At 47.4% G+C, this 23,947-nt stretch carries 21 protein-coding genes; 9 read left to right on the top strand and 12 right to left on the bottom strand.

From position 1 onward, the window contains the following. Positions 1 to 97: 97 nt before the first annotated feature. The 4 genes from LG219_RS10415 to LG219_RS10400 form a co-directional block, all read right to left on the bottom strand. Positions 98 to 1,042 (bottom strand): DUF4396 domain-containing protein, encoded by a 945-nt coding sequence (locus LG219_RS10415; protein WP_226764426.1) that lies wholly within the window; start codon positions 1,040 to 1,042, stop codon positions 98 to 100. Positions 1,043 to 1,177: 135 nt separating this feature from the next. Beyond that, positions 1,178 to 2,767, bottom strand: a complete 1,590-nt coding sequence (locus LG219_RS10410) for a peptide chain release factor 3 (protein WP_226764526.1) — start codon at positions 2,765 to 2,767, stop codon at positions 1,178 to 1,180. 61 nt (positions 2,768 to 2,828) lie between these two features. Further along, positions 2,829 to 5,717, bottom strand: coding sequence for a PAS domain S-box protein (locus tag LG219_RS10405; protein WP_226764425.1), 2,889 nt, complete (start codon positions 5,715 to 5,717; stop codon positions 2,829 to 2,831). 4 nt (positions 5,718 to 5,721) lie between these two features. Continuing rightward, complete coding sequence (locus tag LG219_RS10400) at positions 5,722 to 7,611, bottom strand: ATP-binding cassette domain-containing protein (protein ID WP_226764424.1); 1,890 nt, start codon at positions 7,609 to 7,611, stop codon at positions 5,722 to 5,724. Between the two features lie 105 nt (positions 7,612 to 7,716). Between LG219_RS10400 and LG219_RS10395 the strand changes: the two genes are divergently transcribed. From LG219_RS10395 to LG219_RS10385, 3 genes are all read left to right on the top strand, one after another. Continuing rightward, positions 7,717 to 9,156 carry an MltF family protein gene (locus LG219_RS10395; RefSeq protein ID WP_226764423.1) on the top strand — a complete coding sequence of 480 codons (1,440 nt, stop codon included), beginning with the start codon at positions 7,717 to 7,719 and terminating at the stop codon, positions 9,154 to 9,156. A 231-nt stretch (positions 9,157 to 9,387) separates the two neighbouring features. Next, the gene (pyk, locus tag LG219_RS10390) at positions 9,388 to 10,827 is read left to right on the top strand and encodes a pyruvate kinase (protein WP_226764422.1); all 1,440 of its coding nucleotides are present in this window, start codon (positions 9,388 to 9,390) and stop codon (positions 10,825 to 10,827) included. Positions 10,828 to 10,955: 128 nt separating this feature from the next. Continuing rightward, entirely contained in the window at positions 10,956 to 11,687 is a 732-nt protein-coding gene (locus tag LG219_RS10385; RefSeq protein ID WP_226764421.1) for a S4 domain-containing protein, read from the top strand. 65 nt (positions 11,688 to 11,752) lie between these two features. Here LG219_RS10385 and LG219_RS10380 read toward each other — a convergent pair whose 3' ends face one another. Then, entirely contained in the window at positions 11,753 to 12,853 is a 1,101-nt protein-coding gene (locus tag LG219_RS10380; RefSeq protein WP_226764420.1) for an HD domain-containing phosphohydrolase, read from the bottom strand. Between the two features lie 235 nt (positions 12,854 to 13,088). Here LG219_RS10380 and LG219_RS10375 point away from each other — a divergent pair, with 235 nt between their 5' ends. Next, on the top strand, positions 13,089 to 13,700 hold the full coding sequence (locus LG219_RS10375; protein ID WP_226764419.1) for a YceH family protein: 612 nt from the start codon (positions 13,089 to 13,091) through the stop codon (positions 13,698 to 13,700). Between the two features lie 231 nt (positions 13,701 to 13,931). Next, positions 13,932 to 14,135 (top strand): cold-shock protein, encoded by a 204-nt coding sequence (locus LG219_RS10370; RefSeq protein WP_173533694.1) that lies wholly within the window; start codon positions 13,932 to 13,934, stop codon positions 14,133 to 14,135. Positions 14,136 to 14,196: 61 nt separating this feature from the next. On the opposite strand, the gene LG219_RS10365 is transcribed toward LG219_RS10370, so the two are convergent. Continuing rightward, a complete protein-coding gene (locus LG219_RS10365) occupies positions 14,197 to 14,772 on the bottom strand; it encodes a lysophospholipid acyltransferase family protein (RefSeq protein ID WP_226764418.1) in 576 nt (191 codons plus the stop codon). Next, positions 14,772 to 15,047: a hypothetical protein gene (locus LG219_RS10360; protein WP_226764417.1), complete on the bottom strand. Its 276-nt coding sequence runs from the start codon at positions 15,045 to 15,047 to the stop codon at positions 14,772 to 14,774. The genes LG219_RS10365 and LG219_RS10360 overlap by 1 nt, the downstream gene beginning before the upstream one ends. Positions 15,048 to 15,310: 263 nt before the next feature. On the opposite strand from LG219_RS10360, the gene LG219_RS10355 reads away from it, so the two are divergent. Next, positions 15,311 to 16,543 (top strand): phosphoglycerate kinase, encoded by a 1,233-nt coding sequence (locus LG219_RS10355; RefSeq protein ID WP_226764416.1) that lies wholly within the window; start codon positions 15,311 to 15,313, stop codon positions 16,541 to 16,543. Between the two features lie 99 nt (positions 16,544 to 16,642). Here the strand turns inward: LG219_RS10355 and LG219_RS10350 are convergent, their stop codons facing one another. Then, on the bottom strand, positions 16,643 to 17,191 hold the full coding sequence (locus tag LG219_RS10350) for an NADPH-dependent FMN reductase (RefSeq protein ID WP_226764415.1): 549 nt from the start codon (positions 17,189 to 17,191) through the stop codon (positions 16,643 to 16,645). Between the two features lie 374 nt (positions 17,192 to 17,565). Here LG219_RS10350 and LG219_RS10345 point away from each other — a divergent pair, with 374 nt between their 5' ends. The 3 genes from LG219_RS10345 to LG219_RS10335 all read left to right on the top strand — a co-directional run bounded on the left by LG219_RS10345 (position 17,566) and on the right by LG219_RS10335 (position 21,035). Continuing rightward, complete coding sequence (locus LG219_RS10345) at positions 17,566 to 18,615, top strand: AI-2E family transporter (protein WP_226764414.1); 1,050 nt, start codon at positions 17,566 to 17,568, stop codon at positions 18,613 to 18,615. A 75-nt stretch (positions 18,616 to 18,690) separates the two neighbouring features. Beyond that, positions 18,691 to 19,512 carry a response regulator gene (locus tag LG219_RS10340; protein ID WP_226764413.1) on the top strand — a complete coding sequence of 274 codons (822 nt, stop codon included), beginning with the start codon at positions 18,691 to 18,693 and terminating at the stop codon, positions 19,510 to 19,512. A gap of 218 nt (positions 19,513 to 19,730) precedes the next feature. Further along, entirely contained in the window at positions 19,731 to 21,035 is a 1,305-nt protein-coding gene (locus tag LG219_RS10335) for an NAD(P)/FAD-dependent oxidoreductase (RefSeq protein WP_226764412.1), read from the top strand. Positions 21,036 to 21,121: 86 nt separating this feature from the next. Here LG219_RS10335 and LG219_RS10330 read toward each other — a convergent pair whose 3' ends face one another. From LG219_RS10330 to LG219_RS10315, 4 genes are all read right to left on the bottom strand, one after another. Continuing rightward, positions 21,122 to 21,520, bottom strand: coding sequence for a carbohydrate-binding protein (locus tag LG219_RS10330; RefSeq protein ID WP_226764411.1), 399 nt, complete (start codon positions 21,518 to 21,520; stop codon positions 21,122 to 21,124). A gap of 200 nt (positions 21,521 to 21,720) precedes the next feature. Then, positions 21,721 to 22,311, bottom strand: coding sequence for an acetate uptake transporter (locus LG219_RS10325; RefSeq protein ID WP_226764410.1), 591 nt, complete (start codon positions 22,309 to 22,311; stop codon positions 21,721 to 21,723). Positions 22,312 to 22,408: 97 nt separating this feature from the next. Then, positions 22,409 to 23,284 carry an EamA family transporter RarD gene (rarD, locus tag LG219_RS10320; RefSeq protein ID WP_226764409.1) on the bottom strand — a complete coding sequence of 292 codons (876 nt, stop codon included), beginning with the start codon at positions 23,282 to 23,284 and terminating at the stop codon, positions 22,409 to 22,411. Positions 23,285 to 23,341: 57 nt separating this feature from the next. Then, positions 23,342 to 23,821, bottom strand: a complete 480-nt coding sequence (locus LG219_RS10315; protein ID WP_226764408.1) for an SRPBCC family protein — start codon at positions 23,819 to 23,821, stop codon at positions 23,342 to 23,344. Between the last annotated feature and the right edge of the window lie 126 nt (positions 23,822 to 23,947).

The following is a 23,947-nucleotide window of genomic DNA, read 5'->3' as shown; positions in this document are numbered from 1 at the left end:
TCAGAAATATGCAAGCTTTGGAGCGCACGGTATCGCGATTCAATCGGATCGCCATTGAGGGGGGATTGAACCGCGTGCCATGACCGATGAATGCCGTTTACATGGCGGTTTTAATGCCGGTTTTGACTAAAAACCAGTTCATCGGGTAGGCGGTGATAAAGCCGCAGGCCATGGCGATTTGCATCATGAACCAAAATATCGGCTCAGTGGGCGACATTGGCCCGATCAACGCAAAAATAGCTAGTGCCATCCAGCCATACATGCCAATTTGCCATGAAGTTAAAGACAGTGAGTCCACTTTGAGTGCCCGCCACCAGAGCGCAGCGCCGGTTTCAGGCACCATGCCGAGCAAACCACCGTACTGGAAGGTAACACCAATAGCGAGTGCCAGCAGGTAATCGAGCGCCCATTCGCCAAAGACGGGACTGCCCCATAACAAAAAGGGGCTGGCAGCAAACAGCCATGGGCCGATCAAATCGGCCAGGCTACAACCAGCGCCACAATGCAATGTGCCGGCGGTAATGCTTTGCCAGAACGGTTTTTTTGCGCCCATCTGCATCGGCATATCCATCTTCATATCCATTTTTATATGCGCTGGCATATTCATTTTCATTTCCGGCATGGACGACATTGAGTTTGGCGTTGAAGTAGGGGCAGGGGTAGGCATCTGCATATTGGACATGTCCATATTGGGCATATCCTTCATGGGCTTGTCTTTCATTGGCATGTCTTGCATCGACATGCTGTGCATCATTGTGGGCTTGCCTTCGTCGCTCATTGCTTGCGGTTTTGACGATTGAGCGGGCATTGTTACTGTATGGGCAATCCGAGGTTTGCTGCCGTTGCCAATGTGTCGGTAAGCCCAAATTGCCAAAGGGCCAGCCCACAATGCATTAATTGGCCACACCCAGAGCATGATTGACATCATCGGTTTGGGGCGTTGGCGTTGATCGAGCAGGATGTATACAAAGCAAGCAATACCGACGAGTATGCTGTAAATGGCCAGAGTGCTGAGCCAATCGGGTAGGGGAGTGTGAGGCATGATGGCACTACTTCTATAAAAGAAATAATCTAGTTATAGCCCATCACTTTGGAGATGCCATGTTTGATTTTGGTGATATTTACACGGGGTATCTGGATGCAACGAATTAAAATCATTGCATCCAGAGCAATACCCTTAGAGCGTAATGGCGTGTTCCCGCGTAGCGTGGAAACGCAATTCAGGCCAACGTTCCATCGTTAAATCGAGATTCACGCGGCTGGTGGCCAAATAAGCCAAGCTGTTGGCCGCATCGCGGCCGAGGTTATTGGTGAGCGTGCGCTCGAACTCAGCGAGTTTTTTCGCGTCATCGCAAGATACCCAACGGGCGGTGTAAATCGTCGTCGATTCAAACATGGCTTCTACACCGTATTCGTTCAGCAGGCGCGAAGCGACGACTTCAAATTGCAATACCCCCACCGCGCCGAGAATCAAATCGCCACCATTGAGCGGCTTGAACACCTGAACCGCACCTTCTTCGCCCAGCTGTTGCAAACCTTTTTGCAATTGCTTAACTTTGAGTGGATTTTTGATGCGCACGATGCGGAACATTTCTGGCGCAAAGTAAGGAATGCCGGTAAACGACAGCAATTCGCCTTCGCTGAAACTATCACCAATCTGGATATTGCCGTGGTTCGGCAGACCAATAATGTCGCCAGCGTAAGCTTCTTCGACTTGTTCACGACCTTGCGCCATAAACGTGACCACCGAGTTAGCGGCGATGTCGCGGTTCAGGCGCAAATGCTTGAATTTCATCCCGCGCGTAAATTCGCCCGAACACACGCGCAAGAACGCAATCCGGTCGCGATGTTTCGGATCCATATTGGCTTGGATTTTGAACACAAACGCTGAGAATTTGGGCTCAACAGGCGAAACGGCGCGTTGAATCGCCGCGCTGTCTGACGGTTGTGGCGCCCAATCAACCAGCGCGTTCAAGATTTCACGAATCCCGAAGTTGTTGATGGCTGAACCAAAGAAGACCGGTGTCAAGGTGCCATCGAGGAATTCTTCGAGCACGAAAGGATGCGAAGCGCCACGAACCAGTTCCAATTCCATCCGGGTTTGGTCGATTTCGAGCGGGAAAAGCTCGTCCAAACGGGGATTGTCGATGCCTTTGATGACTTCGACTTCATCAAGCGGGCCTTTGCCCGGCGTGAAGATAATCACTTCGTCTTTGAGGATGTGATACACCCCACGGAAGGTTTTACCCATCCCAACTGGCCATGTAATGGGCGCGCAACGAATTTCGAGCACGCTTTCGACTTCGTCGAGCAATTCTAAAGAATCGCGCACTTCACGGTCGTACTTATTCATAAACGTGATAATCGGCGTATGGCGCATACGGCAAACGTTCAAAAGTTTGATCGTTTGCGCTTCAACACCTTTGGCCGCATCAATCACCATTAAGGCTGAATCGACTGCGGTTAAAACGCGATACGTGTCTTCCGAGAAGTCTTGGTGACCGGGCGTGTCGAGCAGATTGACCACATGATCGCGGTAATCGAACTGCATGACCGATGAGGCAACGGAAATCCCACGTTGCTTTTCGATGTCCATCCAGTCGGAGGTGGCAAATTTGCCGCCTTTTTTACCTTTGACGGTCCCCGCATTTTGAATCGTGCCCGAGAAGTACAGCAGTTTTTCGGTGAGTGTGGTCTTACCCGCATCGGGGTGGGAGACAATGGCGAAAGTACGGCGGCGCGCCACTTCACTGATGATATCCGGCATGATATTGATTCGGCGGGGAAAAACGCGCAATTGTACGCGAATGTGGCGATAAGCAAAACCTTTAGCGCGGATGGCTTGGCAGTAGAACGGTAAAAATAGCGCCGCCTTCTGGGTGATTGCTGGCGATGATTTGTCCGTCATGATCGCTGATAATTTGTCGGCTAATCGCTAGCCCTAGTCCTGTGCCACTGCCATTGCGGGCACGACTGCTCTGGATAAATTTGTCAAAAATGTATTCGAGTTCATCATCCGGAACCCCGGGACCATGATCGCGTACACTGACACCAATGGCGGGTAAGTCATGCGCTAAAATCGCATCGGCAATAAAATGAATTTCGATTTCACCCCCATGCGGACTAAATTTAATGGCGTTGGATAATAAATTGACCAGCACTTGAGTTAAACGTGCTTTATCAAAATGAGCACTCACTTCAATGCCCTTGTCTTGAATGTGCAATTGTAATTGCTTGCTGCTAATCAGCGAGCTAATTTCGGCACACGCCATTCTCACGATCATTTGTAAACTATAAACGCCTTTGTCATAGGTCATTTTATTGGCTTCAAGTCGCGACATATCCAGCAAGTCATTCAGTAAAACTAATAATCGTTTTCCAGAGGCATTAATTCGTTCAAAGTAACGATTTAAATTGAGGTTTTCGCTTTGGGTTTGATTTTGTGTCTTACCTAAGCCCATTTCAGAAAAAGATAAAATCGCATGCATCGGCGTGCGTAATTCATGTGACATATTGGCAAGGAAAGAAGACTTGGCAAAGTTGGCACTTTCCGCCGCTTCTTTCGCTTCAACCAAATGGCTCTCGATTTTCTTTAAAACGGTAATGTCGGTAAAAAATGCGTAGGCATATTCAATGGCTTTTTGTTCATCCAGCACCACGCCGCTATTAATGAGAAATGGGTGCGCGATGCCTTCGTGATTGAGTAGTTCCAAATCAATTGGCGCATAGTGTTTATCAATTAAATTGGCCAATTGTTCGGGGAAGAATCGTTGCGCGTGCTCACCCCATAAATCGAAAGGGTGCCGACCAATTAGATTCTCTCGGCTAAAGCCCAGTAAGCGGGTGAATGAATGGTTGACGTCACAAATGCGATGCCCGGCATCGATCAGTAAAAAGCCGTCTGCGGTTTGATCAATAATGGTGCGATTAAGACGCTCTGATTGGCGCATTGCTTGGGCCGCAATGCGCTGAGAGGTGATGTCTTCAATCACCGCGATCAAGCCTTTGGACATATCACCAGGGACTAGGGCTTTGGCGTAAACCATGGCCCAAAACGGCGTATGGTCACGGCGATACAGCTCGATTTCACCGCGAAATACCCCGCCGCTGGCAATCTTGCTCCAAATGCGTTGATTGGCTTCACTAAATTGCTCGGTTGACGAAAAAATATTGTGTGTTGGCGAGCCAATAATATCGCTGGCGGCGTAAGCAAATAAGAGTTCAAAAGCGGGGTTGACTAAACGAATGGTACCGCGCATCGACAACATAATAGCCAAGGGGCTGGCATCAAGTACCGTGCGGATTTCAGCGGTGCGCTCCATCACCATTTCTTGCAAATGGTCGCGATGGCGACGTAATTCTTGTTCGGCTTCACGCCGGGCAGAAATATCGCGCGCATTGCAGCAAATATAAGATTGTTTTTGAAATTGAATCAACGATAAAGTGATTTCCATTGGGGTTATTTTTCCCAATGAGTTTTTGAGTAAGCCTTCAAAGTTAATGGTGTTGTTGTCGTGTAGCTGCAGTAAAAATTGTCGCCAATCGGCTTCTGATATTTCGGTAAATAAATCATTAAAATTGAGGCTACTGAGTTCGTCGCTATGATAAGCAGAATGCTTGGTGAGGCTTTTATTGGCGTAATAAATTCGACCTGACTCATTGCACCAAAATGTCATATCGGGAGATTCGTCAACCGTAAACTGTGTTAGGTAAAGACGGGCTTCAATTTGTTCCGCGCGTTTGATTTGCCGCATTAAAATATAAGTCAAAATAGAAATGACCAGCATTAATAAAGCGGCCAACGTCGTGCGAATATAAGTTTGGGTTTTAAAGTGCGCTAAAATAAGATCAACATTAAAAGACAAGCGAATAATGAGCGGGTTGTCACTTTGATTTACAATGAAGGTGATGAGTTTTTCGCCATTGTCATCTTTAATATAGGTACTGGTGCGCTTGAGTCGCAGTTGCTCAAAGAGTAATGGGTCATCATTGCGAATGTTTTTGTTGAGTGCATTTTCATCAAATGGATAATTAATTAACACCACGCCATCGCTGCGCAATAATTGGATTTGCATGCCTTTGGGGAGCTGCAAAGAATCATAAAACTTAAGAAAATAAGCCGGTTCCATTCCGGATAATAAAACGCCACCAAATTCGCCATTAGGCAAATTGACTCGACGTGTTAAAGGTAGCAGCCATTTGCCATCGGTTCGAGATAAGATGGGTTCGCTAATGTAGGGGCGAATTGAATCAAAGTCGCGGTGATAATTAAAATAAGCACGATCTGCCAGTGATATTTTCCGAGCTGGGTATTCAAGGCCGTGGCTATGCAAAATGCCGCTTGGACCAATTGTAATAATGCCGCGTATTTGCGGTGTTAAACGTACTTTGTCTTTGAGTAGTAAATGCATGACGTATTCGTCAGCTTTATCGACGCCACCTTGTCGATCTAAATCTTCAGCCACATTTTGCATGGCTTGTTCAACAGAAACATAAGCCCGCGTAGCGTTTTCATCTAATGCCCGAGCCAATGATAAATTATAGTTTTCTGCCTCTCGCATTGTTTGTTGATAATCGCGAATCGTAATCCACGTTAACGTCATCAATACGACAAAAACGGTCACGCCATAAAAAGTCAACAAGCCAATTCGCAATACACGAAGTGTTTTATGCGTATTTTGTTCGGTTGATAAATTGTTTTGGCGTGACCTTATCATGCTTTTATTTGGCCTCTAAAGCTTCCCAGCGTTCCATTTTTTCAATGGTGATTGCATCAATCTCATCGATTCTAGCCTGCATTGCTTTGGCCTTTGCAGGAGAATCGCGATAAATTGCTGGATCAAGCAAAGATTGTTGTAATTCTGTCTGTTCTTGCTCGAGTAAGGCGATTTCTTTGGGGATGCTTTCTAATTCACGGGATTCATTAAAGGTTAATTTGGTTTTTGGCGTTTTGCTGCGCTCAACCGGTTTGCTTTCTTTGTTGGTGTTGGTTTTATTGCTAGGCTCACGGCTGGCGAGCATGCGTGCTTTGGCATCAATCCAGTCTTGATAGCCGCCGACGTTTTCAATGATTTGGCCGTTAGGTTCAAAGACGATGGTTTGGGTTACGACATTATCGAGAAAGGCGCGATCATGGCTGACTAAAAATACCGTGCCCGGATATTCATCGAGTAATTGCTCAAGGAGTTCAAGCGTTTCAATATCCAAATCATTGGTTGGTTCATCGAGCACCAAAACGTTAGCCGGGCGGGTAAATAGGCGCGCTAAGAGTAAACGATTGCGTTCACCCCCCGATAGTGATTTAACCGGGCTGCGTGCACGTTCGGCGGGGAATAAAAATTGCTCCAAATAACCCATGATGTGTTTGCGTTGACCACCGATTTCGACGAAATCATCACCTTGACTGACAGAGTCGGCCACTGACTTTTCTTCGTCAAGTTGTTCACGGAACTGGTCGAAATAAGCGACTTGGATCTTGGTGCCGGCTTTCACTGAACCGGTATCGGGTTCAAGTTCGCCCAAAATCATTTTAAGTAAGGTGGTTTTGCCTGCGCCGTTCGGGCCGATTAGGCCGATTTTGTCGCCACGCAAAATGCGGGTGCTAAAGTCTTTGATGAGGACTTTATCACCGTAGGCTTTGCTGACGTTTTCGAGCTCAGCGACAATTTTGCCGCTGCGATCGCCAGCTTCAACTTGGAACTCCACTTTACCAAGACGTTCACGACGTTCTGAGCGATCACGGCGTAATTGTTCAAGACGACGAACGCGACCTTCGTTGCGGGTGCGGCGTGCTTTGACACCTTGGCGAATCCAAACTTCTTCTGCCGCAAGGTCTTTATCAAACTTTTTATTATTCACTTCTTCTTGCGCGATGAGTTCTTCTTTTTTGGCTTCATAAGCCGCAAAATTGCCTGGGAAGCTCACGATATTGCCGCGGTCGAGTTCAATAATACGATTACTTACATTATCCAAAAAGCGGCGATCATGGGTGATAAATAAGACACTGCCACCAAAGCCTTTGAGCATGGTTTCTAGCCATTCAATCGCGCTCACATCCAAATGATTGGTCGGCTCGTCGAGCAGCAAGACTTGGGGCTCGGTTACTAAAGCTCGCGCAATGGCGACGCGCTTTTTCCAGCCGCCAGAGAGTGCTGAAATCAATGTTTCAGGTGGTAGGCTGAGTTGCGACATGGTGGTCGAAATAAGCGAATCTAAGCGCCAGCCATCTTGGCTTTCCAGTTCATGCTGAATTTCAGTCAGACGATCTAGGCTTTCTTGGCTATCGTCTAAGTGATCGAGCGCTGCATGGTAATCGAGCAAGATTTGTCGAATATTACCAAGGCCTTCGGCAACCGCTTCAAATACAGTGTGCTCAGGGTTGAGCATGGGCTCTTGCGGAACAAAAGCCATTCTTGCGTTGTCAACTAAACGAATCGTGCCTTCGTCGAGTTTTTGTACACCAGCGATGGCTTTGAGTAGTGACGACTTGCCTGCACCATTGCGGCCAATTAAACCAACCCGCTCTCCAGGCTCTAAAACAAGGCCAGCGCCATCCAATAGTGGCCAGTGACCAAAGGCGAGGTGGGCGTTTTCAACCAGTAACAAGGGCATAACAGACTCTTTAATTTGCAATTTAAGCCGCGATTATACGGGTGTGTTGGGTCTTCGGCACGTTAACGATTAGAATCGTGCTCAATCTCATTGTGGAGTAGCGGGATGAAACGACTCGTTCTGTGCGTCATTTTGCTGTGTGTGGCTGGTATCGCTTGGTCGAGCCCGCCGAAGCCGAGCAAGGTTAAAGCAGAGGTCGCTAGTTTGAAAAGCACCCATCCAGCGCTCAAAGCAAAAAGTGCTTTGGCGCAAGCGGGAGCTTTTGATGTGAATAATCCGCCAGATCGAATTCGCGTGTTGGTGGGCTTGGGGGCATCGACTTATTTTTTAAAAGATGGTCGCCCTTACGGCTTAGAGTACGCTTTATTGAGCGGTTTTGAGGCAGAGCTTAATCGAACTCGCGCCAAAGGCTTGCCACCGATTCGGATTCAATTTATCCCTATGGACAGTGGTGAGTTGATTCCTGCTCTATTGGCCGGAGAGGGGGATATTGCCGCAGGTTTAATCCCGATTACTGAAGGGGCTCGCTCATTGATTTCATTCTCCACGCCTTACGCAAAGGATGAATGGTGTTTGCTTGGACCTAAATCGAGCGAAATAACTCGTTTTGACGCCTTGGGTGAGACGCCAGTATTGCTCAGTTCGAGTAGTTTGGGGCGTCGATTGCTGGCGGGCCAAGGCGAATTGAGTGCGCTGGCGCTTGAAGATCCGCCGCTGGGGCAGTCGGTTGAATCGTTGTTGGCGGAAATCAATGCTGGGAAAACGGCGTATACCATCATGAGTCGGGCGATACTAAAACTGTGGGGAGAGCGATTTAAAGACGTTCAAGTGGGTAGTTGTCTTGCTGAGCGCGTCGAGCTGGCGTGGGTGACGCGGCCAGCAGATAGTGGACTACTTGCGGCTTTGAATCGTTATATAGCAACGAAAAAAGTATCGATGGATGCCGCGATCCGCGCAACCCAACGTTTCTTGCCGGTGGATGCCAAAGCGGCGCGTTCTGAGGCGATTTCACCGCTGGATAAATTGGGCTTTTTTATGCCGATGTTTCAGACTATTGCTGCGGCGAATAATTTAGATTGGATGTTGTTGGCGGCGATTGGGCAAAAAGAAACCAAATTAAATCCGGTGGTGCGTAAAAACGGCCCGACAGGCGTGATGCAGGTCAATCCATCAACGGCAAGGGCGATGGGGGTGAGTGATCCGCATGGCAATGAAGGTAATATTACTGCGGCGGCTAAATATTTGGCTTACCTACGTAAAGTGTTTAGTCAGCAGGGCATATCAGAAGACAATCAACTGTACTTTATGATTGCCGCGTATAACGCCGGAGAAGGGCGATTAGCGCAGATTAGAAGCCGAACGAAGGCGCAAGGCTTGGATCCCAATGTTTGGTTAGGTAATGTTGAAAAAACGGCAATGAACCAAGTGAGTAAAGGGATGGTCGATTATGTTTCGACAGTGAATCGTTATTATCTGGCGTATCAATCGGCAGAAAAAACAGTCGCTAAAAAGGCCAGCCATGCCGTTGGCAAAAATACCCAGTAGTGGTTTGAAACCCTATTGGGGTATATCATTACAGACTAATTGCTGTAACGCATAGCTGGTAATACGTTAGATATGTATTTTCTTTGGCGATGATGCGCTCGACCCATGTTGTCTGAGTGGCTTAATTTACAATCGTCATCTACAGTTTTCCTGTTTTTTGTCATGTTTTTGCGCGAAGAAGTCGCGTATTGTTGGCTGATGTTTTTGGCCACTCATTGGAGATTTAAAAGTATGCAATGCGGTACTAAGATTGTTGCCACCCTCGGCCCTGCGTCGAATGATCCAGCGGTGCTGGAAAGTCTCATCGTTGCGGGCGTGAATACCGTACGTTTGAATTTCTCTCATGGTACAGCGCAAGACCATACTGATCGCGCGGCAATGGTGCGCTCGATTGCGGCTAAATTGGGTAAGTCGGTGGCTGTTTTGGCTGACTTGCAAGGCCCCAAAATCCGCGTTGGTAAATTTGAAAAAAATAAAATTGAGCTCAAAAAAGGCGCCAAATTTATTTTGGATGCGGAATGTGAATTGGGTAACCAAGACACCGTGGGCTTGGATTACAAAGAGTTGCCAAATGATGTGGAAGCGGGCGTTGAATTGTTGCTGGATGATGGCAAAATTCAGTTGATCGTTGATTCTGTTGTTGGCGCTAAAGTCTTCACCACGGTGACTGTCGGTGGCTTGCTGTCAAACAATAAAGGGATTAACCGCAAAGGCGGTGGTTTGACTGCGCCGGCATTGACGGCCAAAGACATGGAAGACATTAAAACTGCAGCGGCTTTGCAGGCAGATTATGTTGCGGTTTCATTTCCAAAATCAGCGGCTGATATGTATATGGCGCGCACGTTACTCCGCGCAGCTGGCGGCCATGGTGCTTTGATTGCCAAAATCGAACGGACCGAAGCGATTACTAATTTGGAAGAAATTCTGGCCGCATCGGATGGCATCATGGTTGCGCGGGGTGATTTGGCGGTTGAAGTGGGTGATGCCACGGTGCCAGCGCTGCAAAAACGCATGATCAAGATGGCGCGTAAAATGCACAAATTGAGCATTACTGCGACGCAAATGATGGAATCAATGATCGAAAGCCCAGTACCAACACGGGCTGAAGTATCAGATTGCGCCAATGCGGTACTCGATGGTACAGATGCGGTGATGTTGTCGGCGGAATCCGCTGCGGGTAAATACCCGCTTGAAGCGGTACAAGCGATGGCGCGGACTTGCTTTGAAGCGGAGCGCTCTGGTGAGTGCAAGGTTGAGGCTGAGTTTGATAATGTGAGTGACTTCTCTCGCATTGATGAAGCGGTTGCGATGTCGGCCTTGTATGCCGCTAGCAAGTTGCCAATTAAAGCGATTGTATGTATTTCACATTCTGGTGCATCTGCATTGTGGTTATCGCGTTACAATACTGGCGTGCCAATCTATGTGTTTACGCAAGAATTGAATACCTATCGTAAATTGGCGTTGTTCCGCCACGTTCGTCCGATCATGATGGATCCGAAAGTGGGTGCTGATCGTGAAGAGCAATTGGCATCTGCCCAGCTTGAGTTGCTACGTGCTGGTGTGGTGATCCCGGGTGATAAATTAGTAGTGACTTTGGGTGTGCATAAATCCGGTGTTGGCTCGGGTGCAAACACAATGCGTATTGTACAAGTGGGTAGCGGCACACGTTAATTGGTGCTTTGCTGACACAAACCGGCCTAAGGGCCGGTTTTTTGTTTTTGAGTTGCTCATTGCTGGCGATGGTTAAGTTCCGCGCAATGTGCCCATAATGAATGGTTATTTTTAATAAGGAAACCCCAATGACGCAAGAACTGATTCGTCTTTCCAAACGCATGGTCGAACTTGGCTTGTGCTCGCGTCGTGAGGCCGATGAGTTGATTGAACTGGGGCGCGTGACTGTGGATGGTCAAGTTGTTGATCAGCTGGGCAGTCGTGTGACGACAGAGCAGAAGGTGGTCGTACTGGCGGTTAAAATGCAGCTGCATAAACAACCTGATCGAGTAACGCTGTTGATGAACAAGCCGGTTGCATATGCCGCTTGGCCAGAAGCTGAAGGTGAGACGTGGCAGACGCTATTGAATACTGAACATCGTGATGCGAGTGATCGAACTGGTTTTGTATTGTTAAAAAAGGCGCTCCCTCATTTGCAAGTACCGTGCGGTTTGGATTCTGCCGCGCAAGGTTTGCTGGTGCTGACGCAAGATACGCGGCTGGCCCGTTCTTTGGCGACGGAGTTAGAGCAAGAGTATTTATTGTGGTTTGATGGTGAGCTTACTGCTGAATCGTTAAAACTCATGAATAGCCGGACTAAGTTTGATGGTGCAGTTTTGAAACCGTATAAAATAACCCGACAAAGCGATCAGCAATTGCGCGTTGTTTTGCGAGCGGCGATCCCTGATTTTTTACCCGCCTTATGTGAGTCGGTCGGCATTCAAATGCGCTCATACAAGCGCATTCGAATTGGCCGGATTGGTTTGGGCAGTTTGACTGAAGGGCAGTGGCGATTTGTGCAAAGCAATGAGCGATTTTAAATCGCCGATCTGTTGTGATTGATCAGTTAGGCTGGGTTTTGGGTTTTATGCGCAGACGCTCAATCTTATTTATTTTCGAGCATTTGCCGTATGACCTGATTAAATGGGGCAATCCATTCGGCAGAAAATTGTCGATCAGACGCGTTGATTTCAGCAATCGCTCGTAATATTGAGCGTTGCTGACCACGATGGCTATGGCGTAATAAAATCGAGTCAAAAGCATCAACAATGGCTAAAATTTTCGCGCCATCACATATTTCAGCGTGTTTTAGTTGGTTGGGATAGCCGCTGCCATTGGGTTTTTCATGGTGTTGAATAATCATTTGTGCCGCGTCTTGCCAACCGACCATTCTGGCTGTTATTCCAGCTCCCCATGCAGGATGCAAATTAATTTTTTGGCGCGCAGATTCATCTAAGGATTCGATTTTTAGCCAGTAGTTTTCGGGTAAGAACATCATGCCGATGTCGTGTAGGTAAATTGCCGCTTCGAGTTGAGTTGGATTGACTCGACTTCCTGCCGCGCGATTGGTTTCAAGTGCCAATTCAAGATTTCTTGCAGTGCGACCTGTAAATAAAGGTGAGCGCGTTTCAAGTTGTAATGCAAGCTGATGAAAAAAATTGAGGTCTTCGTGGCGCTCTGCATTATCACGTGCCGCATTGCTGGCATCTCTTTGTGGGATTTTGCTTAACCCCGGTCGAAAGCCCGTTACTGCCTCAATCAGACGTATTGCGCTGGCATCGATACTGTCTGTGCTCTGTAGCGATAAACCCTCTAGACCGAGTGCCAGTGTGGGTAGGGCTAATGCAGCCGCTGATTCATTGTCCCCGAGCAATTCAATGGTTTGTTCTAGCCGATCTAAGGTTAGTAAGATAACCTCGGCAAGTAGATCGCTAAAAGCTAATTCGTTGCTTCGCATTCGCGACAAAATGGTTTCAACGCCATGAATCAAGGGAATAATAAACGGCAGGCGACAGAGCCCCGCATCGCCTTTGATATTGTGAAATAAACGAAATAATTGAGTGATACGACTAAGATCGTCTGGGGTTTGTTTGAGCTCGGCGAGTAGGTTTTCTATTTGTGGTGCGGAGTCGATCAGCCCGTCCCGAAAATCAACAAATGCACTCCAGTCGATAACTTGCGGATTCTGTAGCCCTTGAGTTTTCATTGCGTGACCTAGCCTTTGTTGAAATCAGTTCGTTGAGGTTGAGGCAATTTTTTCATATTGCTTGTTGGTATCACTTATCCAGAAACGATATCTGGCGTGTGAAAAAATAGGTATGTAAATAAATTTAATTACTGCTTTTTGATTTTGTGCTGATTTTATAAATCATGCTGTATTTATAGTTTTGATTTGAGCATGAAGCGAAGATAATGTGATGGTTTAACAAGGAGCGCGCTCAATGATTGAAGTCAATAAATTAAGTCAGTTAGAAGTACGAATACTCGGTGCTTTAATCGAAAAACAACACACCGTACCGGATTCATATCCATTAACTTTGAATGCTTTGCTTGCAGCGTGCAATCAAAAATCCAGTCGTGATCCGGTGATTGACGCGACAGAGGGCGAGCTTCTTGTCGCGCTTGATCATTTGCGTGAACAGGGTTGGGTGCTAGAAGTCAATAAGGGACGTGTACTGCGCTATGAGCAGGCGTTGGCGAAGGTGTTGCGTATTCCGAGTCAATCGGTCGCGTTATTGGCCGTGCTAATGTTACGCGGACCGCAAACGTCGGGTGAGTTGCGCTTAAATTGCGAACGTTTGCACCGGTTTGCTGATATTTCGGCGGTTGAAGGCTTTTTAGAGGAGCTCGCCGCACGGCAACCTGCGGCTCTGGTTTTGCAAATATCGAAGCAAGCTGGCGCGAGAGAATGTCGTTGGTGTCATTTATTGGCCGGGGAGCCACCGGTATCTTCGGTGGAGATGCCGCAATTGGATCTTGTGGCACGAGTTGCTTATTTGGAACAAGAAGTTGAAAAATTAAAGGCGACGATGGCCGCTGTGCTCGAAAAATAAGGTGTCAGCCCTTAAAAATAGTGTGCTTTTCAGTAAATATTGACTTAATCCACCCTTTTTGTCGGAAAACCTCAAATAATGCTTGCCAGCAGCGGCGCGCTCAGCGAAGATACGAGCTGCAGGATCTTCAAGTAGTGGATGTGTGTGATGTAGTGGCCTTGCCGTACCGCAGTGCTTCATTTCCCTTGATTTTCGTGCTTTATATTTATTTTATTTTTAGGGAAATACAAAATGGCTCAAGGTACAGTTAAGTGGTTCAACGATTCTAAAGGCTTCGGTTTCATCACTCCTGATGAAGGCGGCGAAGATTTGTTTGCTCACTTCTCACAAATCAACTCTAAAGGTTTCAAAACTTTAGCTGAAGGCCAAAAAGTTTCGTTTGACGTTACTACTGGTCCTAAAGGCAAGCAAGCATCAAACATTCAACCAGTTTAATTAACTTGGTTTGTTGATGTAGAAAAAAACCCAGCTTGCTGGGTTTTTTTACGTCTACCTCTTATTGGTACTGAGGGTTCTTTCCGCTAATACCTTGGTAAAAATGCTGAATCACCAGCATGTCAGCCTCAATATCCCCTGTTGGATAAAAAACCATACCACAACCACCGGTTTTTTCTTTGAAGTCAATGTATCCCAGTACGATGGGTATATTGGCTTTCAATGCGATATAGTAAAACCCGGTTTTCCAGCGATGTACTTTTTGCCGTGTGCCTTCCGGCGGAATGGCAATAATAAGGCGTTCACTGCGCTGATAAACATCGGCAATTTGTTCAACTAAAGAGTTGGACTTGCGTCGATCAACAGAAATACCGCCGAGCCAACGCGCTAAAAGTCCAAGTGGACCGACAAACAAAGTGTGCTTGCCCATCCAGTAGACTTTTTGCCGTGCAATAAAGCAGAGCGCCAGTCCGATGGGGAAATCCCAGTTGCTGGTATGTGGCGCAGCGATGAGTACATATTTATCTAGCGCAGGAAAGTCACCTTTTAGGCGCCACCCTAATGAGTTGAGCAACCATTTTGATAGCCTTGGCATTACATCACGAATGATGGGAGTATCAAAAATGGTGCGTTGCATTATTTAGCGAGGCCGGTTTGAATCAACTCAGCCACCAAATCATTAAGTGTCATTTCTCGTTCTGAGCAACGGGTGTGTAGCTCTTGCACGAGATCTTTATTGAGTTTGCAGGCAAATGGCACCAAGCCTTTGGCTTGATCTTGTTTGCGCTGCTCTTTTTTGTCGAGCAGTGTGGTTGCTGCTTGACCAAAACGAGCGGGTGCATTAGCTGCACCGAGATCATTGTGTAGCTTTTCAGCTTTACGTTTTTCTAATTCAAATTTCTTCATTGCCATGATTGTTCCTTTGTAAGCGTCGCTATTCTAAGGCTTTGGGCGCTGCTCGTCGCTTACAATTTGCTCGAATGGCGGTGCAATGGCGCTAAAATCCCAGTTGATGGGGTCGGCTTGCTTTTGGTCGCAGAGAAAATCTAGTATTAATACGTAGTATTTCCCATGTTGTGTGGCGATAAACTGAGAATCGACAACGTTTTTAGCGCTGGTTCTTGCTACAATTGGCACTTGATATAATTCACCCGCGCTTAATTGGAGAACTGTGTATGGCTAAGTTATTTATTGAAGACCTCGATCTTGCAGGCAAACGTGTTCTGATCCGTGTTGACTTTAACGTGCCAGTTAAAAATGGCGTGGTTGAAAGTGATAAACGCATCCGTGCCGCATTGCCAACGATTCGCTATGCCTTAGCGCAAGGTGCTTCAGTGATTTTGATGTCGCATTTGGGTCGCCCAAATGGACAGAAAGTAGAAAAATACAGCTTGGCACCTGTTGCTGCGCGTTTAACTGAATTGCTTGGAAGCCCAGTGCAATTTTTGAATGATTGTGTGGGTGCAGAAGTAGAAGCGGCGTGTGCTGCGGTTCAGCCCGGTCAAGTGATCTTGCTGGAAAACGTGCGTTTCCATATCGAAGAAGAAGGCAAGGCTAAAGACGCTGATGGCAATTCAGTTAAAGCTGATCCTGCTCAAGTGGCGGCATTTCGCGCTAGCTTATCTAAATTGGGCGATGTGTTTGTCAATGACGCGTTTGGTACGGCTCACCGTGCGCACTCTTCAATGGTGGGCGTCGATCTGCCACGTGCTGCGGGCTACTTGCTGAAAAAAGAACTCGATTTCTTGGGTGAAGCGGTAAACAAGCCAGTTCGTCCTTTGGTGGCGATTATTGGTGGTTCGAAAATCTCCGGCAAAATCGATGTGATTCAAGCCTTGTTGCCAAAAGTGGATAAATTGATCATTGGCGGCGGTATGGCGTTTACTTTCTTGAAAGCGCAAGGCTATGAGATTGGTAAATCATTGTGCGAAAACGATAAAGTTGATTTGGCGCGTGAACTGATTGCGCAAGCGGGTGATAAGCTCGTGTTGCCAAGCGACACCATGGTGACGCGCGCTTTGAATTTTGATGCCCGTACTTTAGATGGCTTGGTTGAAGTGTCGTCGACAGCGATTCCTGCGGATCAAGAAGGCGTGGATATCGGTTCGGCTTCTTGTGCGCGGTACGCTGAGATTATCAAGTCAGCGAAAACGGTGTTGTGGAATGGCCCGATGGGTGTGTTTGAGATCGATGCTTCGGCTGTCGGTACATTCGCGATTGCACATGCTTTAGTTGAAGCCACAGCCAATGGCGCAATTACCATCGTCGGTGGTGGTGATTCAGTCGCCGCAGTTGAAAAAGCGGGTCTTGAAGATCAGGTCAGCCATGTTTCAACTGGTGGTGGCGCATCACTTGAATTCTTGGAGGGCAAGGCGCTGCCAGGCGTTGATGCTTTAACCGATAAATAATATGGATTTGTTGTTCGTATAAAAGCAAAACACCCTCGAGAGATCGAGGGTGTTTTTTTATGGCTGCTTGTCGTTGATTTTAGGTCTTTAGTTTGCGTTTTATTTTCGCAGTTGCAGCGACCAAGTTGCGAGTGCGGCTAATAACTGTTTTACGCCATCTTGAATGCGCTCGTCGGTCAGGTTGCCATCGGCATCAAATTGCCCAGCAAACGCGTTGGCAAACACTTCGGGTTTGTTGATGGGGTGGATGTCGGTAAAGACAAAAACTTGGCGTAAATGATATTGAGCGCGAGAGGTGCCCATGCCGCCGCCAGAGCCCATGACTGCAGCCGCTTTGCCGCCAAGCAAGGCGTTGTCTGGCGCGCGTGAAGCCCAGTCGATGGCGTTTTTTAGCGCAGGTGAAATGGAATAGTTGTACTCTGGTCCAGCAAATAAAAAAGCATCCGCAGCGGCAAATTGGGCAAGGAGTGTTTTTACTGCTTCTGGTGGTTCGGTGATGTCGGCGTTGTAAAAAGGGATGTTGCTTAGGTCGGCGATCTCAATGTGCATGCCTTCGGGTGCGTTGGCTTGCGCGTAGCGAAGTAGGCCTGTATTGCTGGATTTGGTGCGTAAGCTGCCGCTGAGGGCAAGTACTTTGGTCGTTGGCATTCTGTTGTATTCCTGTTGGGGTAATCTGTGTGTATCGTAGTCCATAGGTATTTGATTGAATAGCAAAAAGACTTGTGTAAGTCATTCAGTTAAATTGAATGGCAGGTCGTTGGTTTTTTGAGTTGGGGTGTTGACGTATTGATTTTGATTGTCCTGACTCACGATTCATCGCAGCCAAAACAGGCTAAAGCTGGGTCTATTGACACCGGTTTTTCTTATTTAATCCATACTCGTTGACAAAAAATGACTGTAGGTTTCACTAATTTGTGGTTTTATGAAATCAATACATCAGCAAGTTAATGAGGTATATCCATCTAGACTAATTATTATCTAGTATTGATGGATATACCCCATATTTATTGTGAGGTTGAATTATGCGTTTATTTCGCGTGCAAGTGCCGCAGACGAATCCTTTGCACGAGCCGCGCCCGAGTACTGGAGTTGATGTGGCCTCGCTTTGCATTGTGGCTGGCTTGCTGCTGGCAATTTTTTTATTACATCTTGTGCCGGCATTGCTGGCCGGTATGCTGGTTTTTTTATTGATTCAAGCTTTGGCTGGGCTGACTTTGGGGGCGTTGTCGATGGCGTGGAGTCGGTGGCTGGCGCTGGCATTGTTGTCAGGAGTGGTGATTACATCGCTGGCTTTCTTGGTTTTAGCCATCTTGAGCCTGATGAAATCAGAGTACGGCTTGATTGCCTTGTTAAGTAAAATGGCGCAAATCATTGCTCAAGCCAAAGGGGTTTTACCGGCATGGCTCAGCGAAGACTGGCCCAGTAGTCCGACGGGTATTCAGGCCGAATTACTGAATGTATTGCATCACCATGCTGCGCAGCTGCAGACGACGGGAAAAGAGCTGGGAATTTTGTTCGCCCATAGTGTTGTTGGGATGGTGATTGGCGGTATTGTGGCCTTGAGCGAAGTCGGTCGGCGTGATCAGTTGGGGTGTTTAAGTCAGGCGCTGCTTATTCGGGTGCAAGGTTTTGCCGTCGCGTTTCGTGCGGTGATGGTTGCGCAATTGAAAATATCGCTGATTAATACCGCGTTGGCTGGGGTGTATGTGTTACTGGTTTTGCCTGCAGTCGGTGTTCATTTGCCATTTGTTAAAACGATGCTGGTTTTAACTTTTATTTTGGGCTTATTACCGATCGTGGGGAATTTATTTTCTAATGCCATTATTGTTACGGTCAGTTTCTCGCAATCGTTGTCGATTGCAATTGCATCGCTGGTTTTTTTGGTTTTGATTCATAAAGGGGAGTATTTTTTAAATGCACACATCATTGGCACTCAAATTCGCGCTAAAGCATGGGAGCTATTATTAGCGATGCTGCTGATGGAGGCGATGTTTGGGGTGGCGGGTTTGGTGATGGCCGCTGTTTTGTATGCCTATCTCAAAGCGGAGTTGCGCTTACATCAGTTGCTTTGAGTTGCCTTTGGTATTTCTTGCTTGCGTTGTCAAATTATCGCTATAAAGAAAGAATATCTTAATTGGGTGGCCCAAATGAGTTCATTTTATGTGCCTAGTGATTTGCGTGCTTTAGTGATTGAGCCGTCAGCGGTGCAAGGTAAGGTCATGGAGGCGCGCTTGCTTGAATTGGGCATCGTCAATGTGCGTTGGGTTGAAACTGCCAGTGCAGCCCTCGCATTGCTACAACCCTTGACCGTGCAATCACCTAATTTAATTTTAAGTGCTTTGTATTTATCGGATATGACCGGTGTTCAATTGCTGACGCATTTACGTGATCGGGCGGAAACACAAGATCTGGCGTTTATTTTGATCTCAAGTGAAATGCGGCCGCAAGTGCTCGAGCCGGTACGGCAACTGGGCGCTTGCGCGATTTTGCCTAAGCCATTTAGTAATGAGCATTTAAATAATGCCCTAATGATGACGTTGGATTATTTGACGGTTGATCATTCGCTCGAAGAGCATGAAATTGAATTGGAATATATTCGCGTTTTATTGGTGGATGATTCACGGGCCGCGCGAAACTACATGCGAAAAGTGCTAGAAAACCTTGGAATTCGCAATATTACTGAGGCAGAGAACGGTAAGGCGGGCAAAGTCTTGTTGGAAGACAGCGCTTTTGATTTGTTAATCACCGATTTCAATATGCCTGAAATGGATGGTCAAGCATTAATTGAATATGTACGAACACAGAGTTGGCAAAGTCAATTGCCGATTTTGATGGTTTCTTCTGAGACCGATGGTGGTCGACTGGCCGCGATCGAGCAGGCGGGGGTGTCTGGGATTTGTGATAAGCCTTTTGAACCGGCGATGGTGAAGTCATTGTTGGAGCGGGTGTTAGCCCCACGTGTTGATTAGGGGGCGGTTTATTTTTTGATGTATTGATCGCTATCTCTTGATTTATAAAGCTTGGGTGATGATACCCCGTATTTTAGATACCTTCTCAAAATGACGATGTAATTTTTACTTGATCATTTTGTCTTTTATTACGTATTAAAATTACAATCCATTGCATGCTCAAGGTATACTCAAGACACATTAATTTGCCTTGCGGCACGTCATTTTGGGAGCCTTGTATGAGCACAAAGTTGCATCGTATCGTCGTTGTTGGCGGCGGAGCTGGTGGTTTAGAGTTAGCCACTAAATTGGGACGAACTTTGGGCTCGGCCAAGCGAGCTAAAGTGGTGCTGGTTGATGGCTCAGCGACACACATCTGGAAACCGTTATTGCACGAAGTGGCGACCGGTGCGCTCAATACCGGTGAGGATGAGGTCAATTATTTTGGTCATGCTTGGCGTAATCATTATCAATTTGAATTTGGCTGGATGGCCGGTGTTGATCGTGAACGTAAAGTGATTCAAGTGGCGGCCGTGTTAGACCAAGAAGGCAAGCAAATCGCCGCACCGCGTGAAATTGCTTACGACACCTTGGTGCTGGCATTGGGGGCGATTGCCAATGATTTTGCAACGCCAGGTGCGAAAGAGCACTGCATGTTTTTGAATAATCCGGTTGAAGCCGAACAACTGCGTAAAAAAATCCTCGATCTCTCTTTTGCCGTCGGGATTTCAGGAAATTCAGTCCGTAAACTCAATATTGGCATTGTCGGTGGCGGCCCTACGGGCGTTGAATTGGCGGCTGAAATTGATCATACCATCCGTGAAATGCATATTTATGGCGCTGAGTTAAGCCCAGCGCAGTTGGAAATCACCATTATCGAAGGGATGAGTCGGATTTTAGCCGGTGCGCCGGAGTCGCTTTCTGAATACGCGACCGAATCTTTGGCTGAGCGCGGTATTTTAGTCGCCAATAATAGTCGCGTCGTCGAAGTGACTGAGCAAGGTTTTGTTTTGGCCGATGGTCGTCAAATTGACAGTGATATTCGAGTTTGGGTTGCCGGTGTTAAAGGTGCCGATTGGTTGACAACGTTGGGTTTAAAAACCAATCGTTTAAATCAAATTGAAGTGACCGCCACCTTGCAAACCTTAACCGATAAGCACATCTATGCCATTGGGGATTGTGCCTCATGTTCACCCAATGATGATGGTGTCACGTTGTCGGCGACCGCGCAGGTAGCGCATCAACAAGCAGAATGGCTAGCCGGAACGATTCAGCAACAATTGGCGGGGCGTGAAGTGTTGCCATTTGTATTTAAACCGCAAGGCATGATGGTGTCTTTGGGTAAGCATACGGCAGTAGGCAGTTTGGCGTCGATTGTTGGCCCTAAGCGCAATTATTATGTTGAAGGCCGTGGCGCGAAATTAATTTACGCTTCGCTGTACCGGATGCATCAAGCGGCAGTACATGGTTGGATGTTGACGGGCTTGCTCTGGGTGGGGGATAAATTACGTCGCGTAGCTCGGCCATCGCTCAAGCTGCATTAAGCTGCATATTGTGGAATAAATAAAAAAGCGCATCGATTGATGCGCTTTTTTTATTGCGAGGCGGAATTCAATTGTCGCCAATTCAATTAGCGCCAATTGAGATTGCCGTCTAAAGCTTCCCATAGCGAGGGGGCTGCAGCAGGATTCCAGTTTGCGCCACGTTCAGATTGATGGCCTTGGCGCACACGATAGCTGCGGCCTTGATAATTCACGATCTGGCCTTTGCTATAGTATTTACCTTCTTGCCAGCCAAAACGACCGTTATTTCGACGCTCTACTGGCGCCCAGAGTGACGCGGCGGCTTCGGGGTTCCAATTGGCACCCCGCTCAGCCTGATGGCCTTGACGTGCCTTATAAGTTTGGCCTTGATAACGCACAATCTCGCCTTGGCTGTAATGGCGGCCTTCGCGCCATGGGCTAGATGCCCATGCGGAAGTGGCTAAAACCAAAAGTAGGGGAAATAGTGCTTTGGTTTTCAATGACATGATAGCAACTCCAAGTGGTCAGTATCGTGAGTATTTCATGCTGATGCATTCAACGACAATGTACTAGATTACTTTTGGCGTTAAAAATGCGGTGTTTAAGCCATTCACGGTAAAAGGGCGCGGAATGAATAGGAAGGAATAAAAAAAGCCATTCAATCGTTGAATGGCTTTTTATTTACGCGGTGTTTATTGAGGCCAGATTAATGGCTTTTACCGCCAAGGCATAAAATCGTTTTGCCGTACACTTCATTCAATACTTGCGCCATTGCAGTGTAAATGGCCGATGCGCCGCACAGTAAACCAACAAAACCAGCAATTTGCTTAATCGTGGCCGATCCGCTGAAGTCGCTGATCGCCAGCAAAGCAAATAACAGGGTCAAAGAACCAAAGATAAATTGCGATGCTTTATCCATTTTGAGCGTGCCGACAAATAAGAACGCAGTGAAAATACCCCACATCAATAAATACGCGCCCATGGCTGAGCTCGTTGCCGCTTCGGCTAAGCCCATTTCAGGTAGGACCAGCAAGCCAACCAAAGACAGCCAGAAGCAGCCATATGAAGTAAATGCGGTCATCCCAAAGGTATTGCCTTTTTTCCATTCTAAAACGCCGGCGATGACTTGGGCTAGACCGCCATAAAAAATGCCCATGGCTAAGATCATGGCGCTATTACCAAACAAGCCCAGATTGTGCAGGTTTAATAGCACAGTCGTCATGCCAAAACCCATGAGGCCCAATGGCGCAGGGTTGGCAGTAAGGTCTTTCTCGGCAAATAGAGTTGGGGCCGTCATCTTGCGTATTCCTATAAATTGTCAATTAGAGCTGCTTTATACAGGGGCGCAATGATATAGGATTTGTAACGTATCAAGAAATAGTTGATTGGTATAATTATTTACTATTTCTGCGGTAATTGAGCCAACCATCCATGGCATATACCGCTAAGGCCAGCCAAATTAAGCCAAAGCCGATGATTCGAGCTGCGCCAAACGTTTCGTGAAAAACAAACACGCCGATCAAAAGCTGTAGCGTTGGGCCGGTGTACTGCAAAATGCCGACTAAAGACAGTGGGATTCTTCTGGCGCCAGCAGCAAACAAAAGCAGTGGAATGGCGGTAATTGGGCCAGCCAATAAAACCAGCGCTTGTGTGGAGATGGGCGCGCGCACGAAATCACTTTGCCCGGTGGTGAGTAAATACACCATGGCCACTAGCGCGATGGGAAATAACACCAAGGTTTCCAGTGACAGCCCTTCGAGCGCGCCAAGTTGAGCCGTTTTGCGCAGTAAGCCATATAGGGCGAAGGTACACGCCAAGATCAGCGCCACCCAAGGCAGGTGCCCAGCTTGCCACGTGAGCCAAGCAACGCCTGCTGCGGCAATGGCCATCGCCAGCCATTGGGCACGGCGCAGTCGTTCATGCAAAAAAATAACGCCCAGCACAACACTAATCAAAGGATTAATAAAATACCCTAGGCTGGCATCAACCACGCGCCCAGCATTGACAGCCCAGATATAGGTATACCAGTTGCTAGCGAGTAAGACGGCGCTCAAGACAAATACGCCAATCAGCTTGGGTTGCTTGAGCGCGGGTTTGAGCCACGCCCAGCGCTGCTTGATGAGTAACACTGTGCTTAAAAAAACCAGTGACCAAATAAAGCGGTGCAGCACAATCTCTTCTGGGGCGATGCCATGCAGCGCTTTAAAATAAAGCGGAAATAAACCCCAAATTAAAAAGGCCAGCAGGGTGTAGATGATGCCGATTTGCATGCCGAGTGCCAAAAAGCGAAGAAAGCCTTTGAGTGTAATCTTTTTGGCTGCTCGGTGTCAGGTGATTTGGCCTAATTGACCTGATGCCGCCAGCTCACGAATTTTGCGAACGGTATCAATATCGGTTTCACGCCATGCTGATTTAAGAAACTCAAGGTAGTGCGCTGTTTCCGGATCGGGAGCATCTGGGTGCGGTGTGATATAGGTAAAACGAACAAACAGTGCTTCTGGACTGGGTTCTTCGATTTTCATGATCATTTGTCCGCCACCATGATCAGAACTGGCTGCGGTGTGATAGTGCACCCGCGTTTCATGCTGGTATTGGATTTTATCGATAACGGTGAGTTTGCCCATCACCATTTTGCGTTGCACCCAATCTTGGCCGCGCTCAAGTAAGGTGACCTCATCGACGTGATCCATAAACGCCATCGGCGACTCAGCACGATAAACTAAGCCTTGCCACAGTTGTTGTCGAGTCAGTAATGGCGTGAGCATTTGTGTTAGGTCGTTAATTTGGATGAGATGTTCAAATTGCATGGCCAGCCTCTTGTCGTGGATTTGATGGGCGCATTATAGGCCGATTGCTTGGCAAAATGGGCTTGACGATAGCAGATGGGCGCTGTATTATCACGCCTCTTTGCATGAATCAGCCTTTGATGCATG

It is taken from the genome of Deefgea salmonis (genome assembly GCF_020531905.1).
Lineage (GTDB): Bacteria > Pseudomonadota > Gammaproteobacteria > Burkholderiales > Chitinibacteraceae > Deefgea > Deefgea salmonis.
Note: the sequence above shows the minus strand (reverse complement) of the source record. Positions and strands in the feature narration are given on the sequence as shown.